Genomic DNA, 12,843 nt, shown 5'->3' with positions numbered 1-12,843 from the left:
CTGCTCGCTCGCTTCGACTTGAGAGGTGTGTCGCTGGAAGGTCAGGAGAGGTTCTTGACCGCGGCCTCGACCTTGGTGCGGACCGAGTCGGGCAGCGGGGCGTAGCCCAGCTCGACCAGGTCGGCCTGGCCCTCGCTGCTGGCGGCGTGACCCAGCAGGCCCTTGACCAGCGGCAGCTTGTCGGCGGCGATGCCCTTGCTGCAGACGATCTCGTAGGTCACCAGGACGATCGGGTAGGCCCCGGCCTCCTTGGTGCCGTAGTCGATCGACATCTTGAGGTCGTCGCCCTGGCCCTCGATCTTGGCCCCGGCGATGGTCTTGCCGGCCGACTCGGCGGTCAGCTCGGTGAACTCGCCGGCGCCGTTCTGGATCTTGGCCTTCTTCAGGCCGGAGTTCTCGGCGTACGACCACTCGACGTAGCTGATGGTGCCCTCGGTGCTCTTGACCTTGCCGGCCACACCGTCGGACTTGGCGGCACCGACCCCACCCGGAGCCTTCCACGCCTTGTTGTTGCCGAAGGTCCAGTCCGCCTCGGCGGTCTTGGAGAGGTACTTGGTGAAGTTGTCGGTGGTGCCCGACTCGTCCGAGCGGTGCACGGTCTGGATCGCGGCGGCCGGCAGCTTGGCGTCCGGGTTGTCGGCCTTGATCGCCGGGTCGTCCCACTTGGTGACCTTGCCGGCGAAGATCTGCGCCAGGGTGGCCGGCTTGAGCTGGAGGTTGTCCACGCCGTTGACGTTGTAGACGACCGCCACCGGGCCGATGACCATCGGCAGGTTGACGGCCGCGCCGCCGGCGCACTTGGCGTCGGCCTGCGGCTGCTCCTCGGGCTTGAGGGCGGAGTCGGAGCCGGCGAAGTCGGCGGTGCCGGCGATGAAGGCCTGGATGCCAGCGCCGGAGCCGGTGGGCTCGTAGTTGATCGTGGTGCCGGCGCACTTCTGCTGGTACGCCTTGATCCACTCGGCCATGGCGTTCTTCTGCGCGGAGGAGCCCTGCGCGTTCAGGGTGCCCTTGCCGCAGTCAGCCGCGCTGGCCGACCCGGAGGGGGAGGTGTCGGCCGACTCGTTGTTGTCCGAGCCGCAAGCGCTGAGACCGAGCACCGCGGTAAGAGCGAGGCAGGCAATGGCGCCGTGCCGCTGGAGCTTCACCTGAGGGGTTTCCCTTCACGTCTTTGGTCAGGTCGCCCGGATGGGGCCGGGTGCCGGCGCTGACCGGCTGACACGAAAGCTAGAAGTGCCAGGTAGACGGTTCGCCGGTCAGAAGTGAACGGAGGATGAACAGGCCCGACCGGGGAGGTGGCCGCTATCTGAGGCCGGGTTGTCCGCCAGATGAACTGCCGTTCCAGTATCCGCATTGATACGAAATATCCGGACAGCCGTTATCTCGCCGAGGCCCCGCCGTTACCGGGCGGTGACCGTCCGTCGGCCCCGGTCGGTCGGCGGAGCCGGGAGCGGCGGGATCAGCCCAGGCGGTAGTTGACGTGCCCGCACCAGGGGGCGAAGCCGAGCCGCTCGTAGAGCGCGACGGCAGCGGTGTTCGACTCGTCCACGTAGAGCATCACCCGGTCCAGCCCGCGCCGGTCCCGCAGGTACGCCAGGCCGGCGGTGGTGAGCGCCCGGCCGAGCCCGCCGCCGTGCGCGTCCGGGTCGACCCCCACCACGTAGACCTCGCCGATCCGGGCCGAGCCGGGACGCTCGTGCACCTTGGTCCAGTGGAAGCCGCGCAGCCGGCCGGTGGACTCCTCGACGGCGAGCAGGAAGCCGGCCGGGTCGAACCACGGCTCGGTCAGCCGTACCCGCAGGTCGTCGGCGGTCCACCGGCCCTGCTCGGGGTGCTCGGCGAAGGCCCGGGCGTTGAGCGTGAGCCAGGCCGCGTCGTCCTCGCCGGGACGGAAGGCGCGCAACACCACCCCGTCCGGCAGTCGCGGTTGCCCCGGCGCGGCGGTCAACGACCGGCGGAACTGCCAGAGCACCCGGGACCGGGCGAAGCCCAGGTCGACGGCGAGCGCCGCGGCGGACGGGTGGTCGCCGTGCGCCCAGGCCCGCAGCGGGCCGGAGGCCGCCGCGAGGACGCCCCGGGCCAGCGCCCGTCCGGTGCCCCGCCGCCGGAACCCGGGGTGGACCACCAGTTCCACCCCGATCCCGGACGCCGGATCGGTGGTGTCCAGGTGGGCGTAACCGGTGAGGGTGCCGTCGGTGGCGCGGGCCGTCAGGTGCCCGGCCGGGGCGTCGGGGTCGCGCAGTCGCAGCAGGGTGTGCTCGTCGAACGGGTCGGCGCCGTCGGCGTCGCCCGCGAGGCGGGCCAGCGCCAGCACCTCGGCCACCTCGGCCGGGGCGAGTCGGTCGGCCCGGGACACCCGATCGGTCGTCGATTCGGCGCTGCTCATCCCGTCACCGTAGCCGGATCCGGGCGGACGTTCCGGCCGGTACGGCTCACGTGGTCCCGTCGACCGGCAGCGCCTCCAACCGGAACCGGCTCATCAGGTCGGGCAGGATGCGGTGCAGCGCGTCGACGGTGCCCTGCCGGTCCCCGCCGGCGTCGTGCATGAGCACGATCGAGCCGGCCGCGGTGTCCCGGGTGACCACCGTGGTGATCTTCGCGGCACCCGGCGCCTGCCAGTCGTTGGGGTCCACCGTCCAGTGCAGCGGGGTCATCCCCAGCTCCTCGGCGACCGAGACCACCGGGTACGTCCAGGCCCCGCCGGGCTGCCGGAAGTACGCCACGCGCGCGTCCGGCACGGCGGCGTGGATCGCCTCGTCGGTGCGGACCAGGTCGGCCCGGATCAGCGCGGGGGTGCGGTTGCCGAGCAGCACGTCGTGGCTCCACGAGTGGTTGCAGAGGGTGTGCCCGTCGGCCACGATCGCCTGGATCAGGTCGGGGTGGTCCTGCGCGTTCTCGCCGACCACGCAGAACGTCGCCTTGACCCCGTACTCGCGGAGCACCTGGAGCACCTGGGGGGTGTACGTCGGGTCGGGCCCGTCGTCGAAGGTCAGGGCGACCTGGGGCGAGCCGGTGCTGGCGTGGCTGCCGAACGGGCCGTCGCCGCCGGCGGCCGGCTGCGGGGCGTCCGGATCCGCGCCCGCCTGCGGTACGCCGTCGGTGGCGGTGGCGGTGGCGGTGGCGGTGGCGGTGGCCTCCGAGCGGGCCGCCCGGGGAGTGGGGGAGACCGGCGCGGCGGGCTGCTCGGCGTACTGGGTGCCGTCGACGTGCGCCGACGCTCCGGTGGGCCGTCGGGGCGGGTCGGGCACCATACTGCGCCCGAGCGCGTACGCGGAACCGAGGAGGGCGGCCAGCACCAGCGTGACGATGCCGACGGCCCGGCCGGTCGAACCGCTGCGCATCAGAGCCGCCGCTGGTCCGGATCGCGCGACGTCCCGGTCGTCGCCCCCGTGGTCAGTGCACGCACCGTCGCCCCTTCCGCCCTGCCAGTCCCGGCAATCAGAATAGAGCCGGCAACAGGTGCAAAAGGGGCGTATCGGAGATAGCGCTCCGGTGTGACGAGGCGGTGGCGCCCCGGGTCAGACCGGCAGCGGCGCCGGCTCGGACTCCGGCAGCGACCGGGACGACGGCGGGACCACGAACTTGTAGCCCACCTGCCGGACCGTGCCGATCATCGACTCGTACTCAGAGCCGAGCTTCGCCCGCAGCCGCCGGACGTGGACGTCCACCGTGCGGGTGCCGCCGAAGTAGTCGTAGCCCCAGACCTCCCGGAGCAACTGGTCCCGGGTGAACACCCGGCCCGGGTGCTGGGCCAGGAATTTCAGCAGCTCGAACTCCTTGTAGGTGAGGTCGAGCGGACGGCCCTTCAGCTTCGCGGCGTAGGTGTCCGGGTCGATGGTCAGCTCGCCGGCCCGGATCGAACCGCCGGCCCCGGCGGTGGAGTTGCTCAGCCGGCCCACCGCGAGCCGCAGCCGGGCCTCCACCTCGGCGGGGCCGGCCCCGGCGAGGATGACGTCGTCCAGGCCCCAGTCGGCGTTCAGGGCGATCAGGCCGGCCTCGGTGACCACCGCGACCAGCGGCACCCCGAGGCCGGTGGCGTGCAGCATCCGGCAGGTGGCCCGGGCCTCGCTCAGTTCCGAGCGGGCGTCGACCAGCACCGCGTCCGGGCTGGGCCCGGCGACCAGGGTGCGGACGTCACGTGGTGCGGTACGGACCGAGTGCGGCAACAGGTCGAGTGCCGGCAGCACTGCCGAGGGTTCACCTGCGCGCGCGGTCACCAGCAGCAGGATCTCCACACGATCACCTCCGTCCCGGCGGCTCTACGGCCGCACGCGACCAGCGACCTCGCCGGTGGGCGTGGCGCTGCGAACTTGCGTGGGTCCCGGCGTCGCTGACGGGCGGGTAACGGCTTGAGCGTAACCGATTGCCCCGGTGTCACCTCGGCGTCCTTTCCTGTTTGTCGGATCTGCCCGTGATCGCGGCTCAGGTTTTAACGTTGCCGAAACCGTGATCCCCGCCGGAGCCCCCTGGTCTGGCACGATCGGTGCGTGTTTCCCTCCACCTCGCCCGAGACCGGCCGTGACCCGTGGGCCGACGACGCCCCTACCGGGCCCGCCGGCCCGTCCCGTGGCCTGCCACCGGGGCCGCGCACCGAGCCGGTCGACGACGGCGGGAGCCGGCGGGAACGCGGCCCGAACCGGTTCCGCAAGGGCGGCGAGCCGCGCCGCAGCGAGGACGAACCCGTCGAGCCGGACGACGAGCCGTTCGAGCCGGTCGAGGTCCGCCGGCCGCTCTCGCTGACCGTGGCCGGCTTCGCCGCGCTGCTCGGCGTCGGCCTGGTGCTCGGCGCGCAGACCGCCGGCCCCGGGCACCGACTGCCGTTCGCGTTCATCGTCTTCGGCGTCCAGTTGCTCTTCGTGCTGGCCTGGACGATGGCCATGCGTCCGCCCGCGCTGCTGCTGGTCGCGGTGGTCAGCGCCGTGGTCGCCGGGGCGGCCGACGTCGCCGCGGTGCAGTCCGACATCGCCGGGCTGGCCCCGCTCGGGTACGTGGCGGTGGGCGGCTTCCTGCTCGGTGTGCTCGGCCAGCTCGTGCGCCGGGTCGACCGGGTACGGGTGACCGACTCGCTCGGCACCACGCTGCTGATCGTGGTCGGGGTGGTGGCCTTCGCCACCCTGATCACGCTGAGTCGGATCCCGGCCGGCACCCAGGCGATCACCGTCTGCCTCGCCGCCACCGGGGTGGCGCTCACCGTCGCCCGGCTCACCGACGCGGTGCTGCCCTGGCCCCGGCTGGCCCCACAGGTGCCCCGGGGCGCCGCCGGCGTGGTCGTCGGCGCGATGGTCGGCACCCTGACCAGCGCCCTGCTCGGCAGCTACCTGGTCGGCTTCACCCCGACCAGTGCCGCGCTGGTCGGGCTGGTCACCGCGGCCACCGCTGTGCTCGCCGACCTCGCCGTCGGGTACGCCGAGGCGGGCCGGCTGATGGCCGGCGAGCCGCCCACCATGTGGATCGCCCGGCACATGCAGGGGCCACTCGGCGGGTTCGCGTTGGCCGCGCCGGCGGCGTACGCGATGTGCGTGCTCTTTCTCTGACCGTGGTTGAGCGTTCCGGCGCTCGGGTAGTAGCGGTGCGCCGTAGGGGCGGCACCAGGTGACGCGACGCGGACGGCGGCGCGACGACGGACGGGAGACGGGCGTGTCGGAGGCGTACCCGGCGTACGAGGAGCGGCCCCGGCGGCGCGGGCGCAAGGTGCTCGTCGTGCTGGTCGTCCTGCTGCTGATCCTGGCCGGGCTGCTGGTGGTGGCCGACCGGGTGGCGGCCGGGGTGGCCGAGCGGGCCATCGCCGACCAGGTGAAGCAGGAGATCGCCAAGCAGCACGCGAGTTCCGCGCCGCCGCAGGTGGACGTGGGCGGCTTCCCGTTCCTCACCCAGGTGGTCGACGGCCGGTACGAGCGGATCTCCATCGTGCTGACCGACGTGCAGGGCTCGGTCGAGGGGAACGCGGTCAGCCTGCCCCGGCTGGACGTCGCCGCCCGCAACGTGCGCGCCTCGCTGGACACCCTCCGCTCCGGGCAGGGCGAGGTGGTCGCCGAGACCGTCCACGGCACCGGCACGGTCACCTACGACAGCCTGGCCAAGCTGCTGGACCGGCCGGGGCTCAAGCTCGGCGAGCAGAACGGCAGGCTGGCCGTCACCGCGCCGGTCGACATCCTCGGCCAGCAGCTCACCGTCACCGGCACCGCCGAGGTGACCGTGGCGGACAACGGCAAGGTGGCGCTGCGCTTCAACGACCTGAACGCCGAGGGGCTGCCCGCCGTGCCGCTGGCCCGCACCCTGCTGCGCAACTACGCCCGGGGTATCTCGGTCGACGTGCCGCTGCCCGAGTTGCCGTTCCAGCTCAACGTCCGCAAGGTCGAGCCGCGCCCCGAGGGGCTGGCGGTGACCGCCGACGCGAAGGACGTCCCGATCAACTCGGCGAGCTGAGTCGCAGCTCAGCCCGTGGTCACGGCCCGGCCCCCGGGGTTCCCGGGAACCCCGGGCCGTTTCCCGCATGCTGGTCGGCCGGCTGGCACCAGCCGGGACGGCTGGTAGGCTCGCTCACCATGGGGACGCTCCTCACCAAACGGCGCGCGGTCGACCTGTGCCGCGTGGCCACCTGCCTGTGTCGCTCCGTCATCTGACGGCGGGGCTGTCTCCGGCCGCTTAGCGGCCACCGCACCCGGGGTCCCACTGACCTACCGGTGCCACCCTCCGAACGCCCGGCAGCGGCGCCGTCGCACGAACCCGTGATCCGTTCCTCTATGGGTCCCGCGCGTGGTGCGACATCACCGATCTCGATCCCCGCGCTGGCTCACCATCCATCCTCACCAGGGAGTGATCTGATGAGTCGCGACACCGCACTCGTCTCGGCCGAGTGGGCCGAGAAGAACATCGACGCCCCGGGCGTCGTCTTCGTCGAGGTCGACGAGGACACCTCGGCCTACGACACCGGCCACATCGCCGGCGCGATCAAGCTCGACTGGAAGACCGACCTCCAGGACCCGATCCGCCGGGACTTCGTCAACCAGGCTCAGTTCGAGGCGCTGCTCTCCGAGCGGGGCATCGGTAACGACGACACCGTCATCCTCTACGGCGGCAACAACAACTGGTTCGCCGCGTACGCGTACTGGTACTTCACGCTCTACGGCCACCGCGCCGTCAAGCTGCTCGACGGCGGTCGCAAGAAGTGGGAGCTGGACGCCCGCCCGCTGGTGACCGACGCGGTGACCCGCCCGGCCACCAAGTACGTCGCGAGCGAGCCGGACACCTCGATCCGGGCCTTCCGCGACGAGGTGGTCGCCGCGATCGGCACCAAGAACCTGGTCGACGTGCGCAGCCCCGACGAGTTCGCCGGCCGGCTGCTCGCCCCCGCCCACCTGCCGCAGGAGCAGGCGCAGCGGGCCGGGCACATCCCCACCGCGATCAGCGTCCCGTGGTCCAAGGCGGCCAACGAGGACGGCACCTTCAAGTCCGACGACGAGCTGCGCCGGATCTACGCCGACGCCGGCCTGGACGACGGCAAGGAGACCATCGCCTACTGCAGGATCGGCGAGCGCTCCTCGCACACCTGGTTCGTCCTCCAGGAGCTGCTCGGCCACACCAACGTGAAGAACTACGACGGTTCCTGGACCGAGTACGGCTCGCTGGTCGGTGTGCCGGTGGCGCTCGGCGACGAGCCCGGGGAGGCGTGAGCCATGACTGCTCCCACCGCCGCCGGCTGCGCCGCCCCGGACCAGGCCGCTCCCCTGCCGGCCAGCCTGGACCTGGAGAAGGAGACCGTCATCACCGGCCAGGTGCTGGCCGAGTCCGGCGAGGTCGTGCCGGGCGCGTACGTCCGGCTGCTCGACTCGACCGGTGAGTTCACCGCCGAGGTCGTCACCTCCCCGGCCGGACAGTTCCGGTTCTTCGCCGCCCCCGGCAACTGGACCCTGCGGGCGCTGTCCCGGCACGGCAACGGTGACACCGCCGTGGCCGCCGGCCGGGGCATCAACGAGGTATCCGTGACGGTCGCCTGACCCACGCTCTGATCGGCCCGGGGCCGGTCACCCCATCAGGGGTGACCGGCCCCGACCATCTGCCTGCCTGCCTGCCTGCCTGCCCGTCCGGCGGGCGGGGTGGGTCGGGGTCGGACCGCCGGGCCGGCGCGACGGTGGCCGCCGACCCGGGCGGGTCGACGGCCACCGTGCTCACCGGGTGGCCCCGGTCAGATCCCGGACGCCCTCGCGCACGAGGACGCCGGTTCCAGGCTGAAGTCGAGGGTGCCGACGATGCCCGCCTCGACCTGGGTGCGCACGACCTCCGGCACCCAACTGTCCTTCGCCACGATCACCTCGTACCGGCCCTTCGGCAGCCACCAGGCGTACCGGCCCTGACCGTCGGCGGTCAGGGTGGTCCCGGTGGTCGAGCCGACCAGGTTCACCCGGATCGTGGCCGGCACCCCGACGGTCTGACCGCCGCAGGTCACCCCGGTGACCGTGCCCTGGAGCTTGCCCCAGCTCGCCGGCGGCGAGACGTTCATCTCCACCGCGACCGGCGACACCGGGTACGGGGTGTCCGAGGTGACCCCCAGCTCACCCGAGTACCTGCCCGGCTGGGCCACCCCGGCCGCCGCCGTGGCGGTCAGCGTGACGGTGACCGTCCGGGACGCGCCGGGCTCCAGCGTGAAGCTGGTCGGGGCGGTGCCGAGCCAGGGCAGCTCGGCGGCGTCCGCGCACTGCTCCAGCCCGCCGAGCCGTTCGCTCTCCGCCGAGCCGACGAACGAGCTGGGCGAACCACCGATCTTGTACGCTCCGCAGGCGGCGGCGCCCCGGTACCGGCCGAACTGGGCGTTCGGCAGGTTCCGCCAGGCACTGGTCGACGGGTCGTAGCCGACCGTCCGGTTGGTCACCGCGGTCGAGCCGCCGGTCACCCCGCCGGCCAGCACCAGCATGCCGCCGGCCGAGGCGTACTGGGAGCCCCACAGATCGACCGGGAGGTTCGGCAGCGGGCTCCACGCGTCCGCCGCCGGGTCGTACCGCCAGGCGTCGGTGTACTCGTCGGCGGCGACCCCGCCCGCGCAGTACACCTGGGCGCCGATCCCGCCGCAGGACATCCAGGAGACCGGGTGCGGGTAGGCCGCACCGGTGGTGAACGTGCCGGTACGCGGATCGAACACCACCTGCCGGTCGGTCTCCGTGCAGGACGCGTCGACGCAGCCACCGACCAGGTACACCTTGCCCCCCGCCACGGCGGTGCCGGCTGCGGCGGTGGGTGCCGGGTTGACCGCCCCGGCCAGCGTGCTCCACGCCCCGGTGGCCGGGTCGAAGACGTCCACCGACGGCTCCGGAGCGGTGCCGGCACCCCAGCCGCCGATCACGTAGAGCTTGCCGCCGATCCCGACGGCGGCCGGCTTGGACCGGGCGTGCGGCAGGTCGGGCAGTGCCGTCCAGGTGCCGGTGGCCGGGTCGAACACCCACGCCTTGCGTTCGGTGCCGGTGCCACCGCCGCCGACCGAGTAGACCTTCCCGTCCAGGTTGGCCGCGGCGTTGTCGAAGATCGCCGCGGGTAGGTTGGCGATCCGGGTCCAGGCGTCGTCGGCCTGCGGCGCGGCACCGGGGTCCGCGCCGCCGTACCGGGCGCCGGTGCGGGCCTTGCTGATGCCCTTGACCACCTGCTCGCGCAGCGGCGCGCCGGCCGAGGAGAGCACCTCGAACCCGCCACCCCGCTCCAACAGCTCCACGGCGGCCGGGGCGGTACCGGTGTTGCGCACCGTCACCTTGGTGTTCCGGGTGCTGCCGTACGGCTGGTGCGCCTCGATGCTGCTGGTGCTGACGGTGAGCCGGCCGGCGGCCAGCGCCACGTCGGCCCGGCGGACGCCGTCCGCCACCACCGTCACCGGCTGGGTCAGCGTGGCGTACGGGGGCCGGGAGGCGGTGAACGGGTGGGTCCCGGTCAGCCCGGAGAAGAGGTGGTAGAAGCCGTCCGGCAGGTTCGGGTCGTCGGGCGTCGCCGCCGAGACACCGGTGTCGGTGGGCCGGTCGACGCTGGTCACGGTCACCCCGTTGACCGCCGCGCCGGTGTTGCGGTCGGTGGTGTTGCCGACCACCAGCCCGCCGGGCGTGGGAGCGCAGTCGCGGTTCACCAGTTGGACGTCGTCCACCTGCCACCACCAGGCGAAGGTGCCCTTGAACCGGAATCGGACCAGCGCCCCGGCCGCCCCGGCGGCCGGGGTCAGCGGGACCTCCTCGACCCGTGGCCCGCGCCGGCTGGCGGTCTGGTGCCAGACGTTCGTCCAACTCGTACCGGCGTCGGTGGAGACGTCGACGTCGGCGGTGTCGCTGATCCCGACCGCCCGCCAGTCGCTGCGGAAGCGCAGCAGCGGCGCGGCCGAGGCGGTGAGGTCGACCGCCGGGGCGACCAGGTCGGTGTCCTGGGTGTTGCCGGAGCCGAGCTTGTCGCTGTCGACGATCGCGAACCCGCCGCTGCCGCCGGTCAGGTTGCCCCGCGCGCCCGGGTCGTTGAACGCCCACCCGCCCTTGTCGGTGCGGTTGCGCACCGTCCAGCCGGCCGGCGCGGTGGTGCCGTCGAAGCTCTCCGCCAGCAGCGGCGCGCTGAGGCTGCCGCTGTAGCCGGCGGCGGTGCAGGCCGCCTCGACCGGGACCGGGACGTCCGCCGTCACCGCGGCCGACCCGACGGTGAGGTCCTTGGTCACCGTGCGGTAGCCCGGGTACTTCGCGGTGACGGTGAGCTTGTAGTCGGTGTTGCCGGCCACGGTGAAGGAGTACCGGCCGGTCACCGGGTCGGTGAAGACCGGCGCGCCGGGGCGGCCGGCGACCTCGATCTTGGCGTACAGCGGCCAGCCGTGCCCGGAGCCGTCGGTGACCCGGCCGGAGACGGTGACCGTCGGCGTCGCCGTCAGGGCGAAGTCGCGGGTGACCGCGCCGCCCTCGGGGACGGTCACGGTGCCGGTCGCGGTGCGGAAGCCGTACGCGGACACGGTCAGGGTGATCTCGCCGGCCGGCACGGTCAGGGCGTACCGGCCGTCCGCGCCGGTGGTGACGCTGCGCTCGCCGTCGCCGACGGTGGCCCCGGCGACCGGGTTGCCGCTCGCCCCGTCGGTGACCCGGCCGCTGAGCTGGCCGACCGGCCCACGCGGAGCCTGCCGCACCGCCTCGTACGCGTTGAGCCGCCCCTCACCGAAGACGTTGTTGTCGGCGGCGGTGCCCCCGCAGGTGGTCGCGTCGACGTCCGTCGCGGTCTTGTCGAGCAGCGCCTCGGTGGCGGTGACGTCGCCGCGCAGGCTGGGCGCGGCCGACCAGACCAGGGCGACCGTGCCGGCCACGTGCGGGGCGGCCATCGAGGTGCCGTTGAACGCCGCGTACCCGTTGCCCGGCACGCTGGAACGCACGTTGCTGCCGGGGGCGGCGATGTTCGGCTTCAGCCCGGCCGGGTCGGTGGCGTTTCCCCGACCGGAGAAGCTGGAGATGTTGTTGTTCACGTCGTACGACCCGACCGCGTACGCGTTGGGGTTGTCACCGGGGGAGCCCGCGCTGCCGCAGGCCGGGCCGTCGTTGCCGGCGGAGAAGACGGGGAACATCCCGGCGGCCCGCCAGGCGGCCACGGTCTGCTGGTACCAGGGGTCGCCGCCGTCGCCGCCCCAGGAGTTGTTGACGATGTCCGGGCGCAGGTCCGGCCGGGGGTTCTGCCCGTTCAGGTCGGTCGGGGCGAGCACCCACTGGCCGGCGGCCAGCAGCGAGGCGTCCGAGCAGCTGTTGCTCTCGCAGCCCTTGGCGGCGATCCACTTCGCGCCGGGGGCGACGCCGACCTGGTTGCCGGCCCGGTCGTCGCCGACCATCGTGCCCATGGTGTGGGTGCCGTGGTCGTTGTTGTCGCAGGGCGCGTCCTGCGGGCAGACGTTGGCCGGGTCGTACCAGTCGTAGTTGTGGTCGAAGGTGCCGCCGCCGAGGTTGCCCCGGTACGCCCCGACCAGCGCGGGGTGGTCGTACTGCACGCCACTGTCGATGTTGGCGACCACCAGGCCCTCGCCCCGGTCGCCGAACTCGTCCCAGACCCGGGGTGCGCCGACGTTGGTCAGCCCCCACTCCGGTCCGGCGGCGGTGGTCCCGGCGGTGGTGCCCTTGGCCGGGCGGATCAGCGGGTAGCTGCGGGTCGGCGCGATCCGCGCGACGTCGGGCCGGGCGGCGATGCTGTCCAGCAGCGCCCGGTCCCCGCTCACCCGCAGCGCGTTGGCGATCCAGTACGCCGTGTAGGACGCCTTCCGCTCGTCCAGCACCGACCGCAGGTCGCGCTGGGTCCGCTCGGCGGTGGTGGTGAGCAACCGGTGCACCTCGCCGGCCCGGGCGTCCGGGCTACGCAGCCGCGCCGCGTCCGCGAGCGGGGCCTGCTCGCGCAGGTAGACCAGGAAGGTCTCGGTGCCGCCGTCGGCGAGCCCGTCGAGGACCTGGCGGTCCACGGTGGCCCGGGGGCTGGCCGGCGCCGCCCCGGCGGGCAGCGCGGGTTGGGCGGTGAGGCCCAGCAGGCCCGCCGCGAGTGCGGCGACCACACGCCACCGGACCGGTCGTCCGGTCGGTCTTCTGAACACGGTTCCTCCCCACGTCTTCGGGCCCGATCGGTTCGGGTCCGGCCGCGTGTGCCGGGGTCCGGCCACGCGAAGCGGCTGGGGCGTTGACCGGTGGTGGGTGGTGGTGGCCCCCACGTCCGCTGTGAATCATGCTCACGTCGGGAACCATGCCGATCAATGCATAGAGTCGGTCAGTATTTGGTCAGTAACCAGGCGCCATGCTGACCGCTAGGCTGACACCTGTCGCCGCCGGTCTTCGTTCTGGGCTCCGGGGCCGCCGGCAGCGGGCAGGTGCGGTCCTGGGG

The 12,843-nt window shown here is 73.3% G+C and carries 10 protein-coding genes; 5 read left to right on the top strand and 5 right to left on the bottom strand.

Annotation, left to right across the window (positions count from 1 at the left end; all coding sequences use genetic code 11):
• Window positions 1-41: 41 nt before the first annotated feature.
• The 4 genes from pstS to ACIQG9_RS07495 form a co-directional block, all read right to left on the bottom strand.
• Window positions 42-1,145, bottom strand: a complete 1,104-nt coding sequence (pstS, locus tag ACIQG9_RS07510; protein WP_400399064.1) for a phosphate ABC transporter substrate-binding protein PstS — start codon at window positions 1,143-1,145, stop codon at window positions 42-44.
• Between the two features lie 311 nt (window positions 1,146-1,456).
• Window positions 1,457-2,383: a mycothiol synthase gene (mshD, locus tag ACIQG9_RS07505; RefSeq protein ID WP_400399063.1), complete on the bottom strand. Its 927-nt coding sequence runs from the start codon at window positions 2,381-2,383 to the stop codon at window positions 1,457-1,459.
• A gap of 46 nt (window positions 2,384-2,429) precedes the next feature.
• Window positions 2,430-3,338 carry a polysaccharide deacetylase family protein gene (locus ACIQG9_RS07500; RefSeq protein ID WP_400399062.1) on the bottom strand — a complete coding sequence of 303 codons (909 nt, stop codon included), beginning with the start codon at window positions 3,336-3,338 and terminating at the stop codon, window positions 2,430-2,432.
• Between the two features lie 177 nt (window positions 3,339-3,515).
• Window positions 3,516-4,232: a winged-helix domain-containing protein gene (locus tag ACIQG9_RS07495; RefSeq protein WP_400399061.1), complete on the bottom strand. Its 717-nt coding sequence runs from the start codon at window positions 4,230-4,232 to the stop codon at window positions 3,516-3,518.
• 252 nt (window positions 4,233-4,484) lie between these two features.
• On the opposite strand from ACIQG9_RS07495, the gene ACIQG9_RS07490 reads away from it, so the two are divergent.
• The 5 genes from ACIQG9_RS07490 to ACIQG9_RS07470 all read left to right on the top strand — a co-directional run bounded on the left by ACIQG9_RS07490 (window position 4,485) and on the right by ACIQG9_RS07470 (window position 7,994).
• The gene (locus tag ACIQG9_RS07490; protein WP_400399060.1) at window positions 4,485-5,531 is read left to right on the top strand and encodes a hypothetical protein; all 1,047 of its coding nucleotides are present in this window, start codon (window positions 4,485-4,487) and stop codon (window positions 5,529-5,531) included.
• A gap of 103 nt (window positions 5,532-5,634) precedes the next feature.
• On the top strand, window positions 5,635-6,423 hold the full coding sequence (locus tag ACIQG9_RS07485; RefSeq protein WP_400399059.1) for a DUF2993 domain-containing protein: 789 nt from the start codon (window positions 5,635-5,637) through the stop codon (window positions 6,421-6,423).
• Window positions 6,424-6,542: 119 nt separating this feature from the next.
• Window positions 6,543-6,620 (top strand): Ms5788A family Cys-rich leader peptide, encoded by a 78-nt coding sequence (locus tag ACIQG9_RS07480; RefSeq protein WP_331214547.1) that lies wholly within the window; start codon window positions 6,543-6,545, stop codon window positions 6,618-6,620.
• Between the two features lie 201 nt (window positions 6,621-6,821).
• Window positions 6,822-7,670, top strand: a complete 849-nt coding sequence (locus ACIQG9_RS07475) for a sulfurtransferase (RefSeq protein WP_400399058.1) — start codon at window positions 6,822-6,824, stop codon at window positions 7,668-7,670.
• A gap of 3 nt (window positions 7,671-7,673) precedes the next feature.
• On the top strand, window positions 7,674-7,994 hold the full coding sequence (locus tag ACIQG9_RS07470; protein WP_400399057.1) for a DUF1416 domain-containing protein: 321 nt from the start codon (window positions 7,674-7,676) through the stop codon (window positions 7,992-7,994).
• Window positions 7,995-8,182: 188 nt separating this feature from the next.
• Here the strand turns inward: ACIQG9_RS07470 and ACIQG9_RS07465 are convergent, their stop codons facing one another.
• The gene (locus ACIQG9_RS07465) at window positions 8,183-12,559 is read right to left on the bottom strand and encodes a S8 family serine peptidase (protein WP_400399056.1); all 4,377 of its coding nucleotides are present in this window, start codon (window positions 12,557-12,559) and stop codon (window positions 8,183-8,185) included.
• Between the last annotated feature and the right edge of the window lie 284 nt (window positions 12,560-12,843).

The sequence above is a fragment of the Micromonospora sp. NPDC092111 genome (genome assembly GCF_044755745.1).
Taxonomy (GTDB): Bacteria; Actinomycetota; Actinomycetes; order Mycobacteriales; family Micromonosporaceae; genus Micromonospora.
Note: the sequence above shows the minus strand (reverse complement) of the source record. Positions and strands in the feature narration are given on the sequence as shown.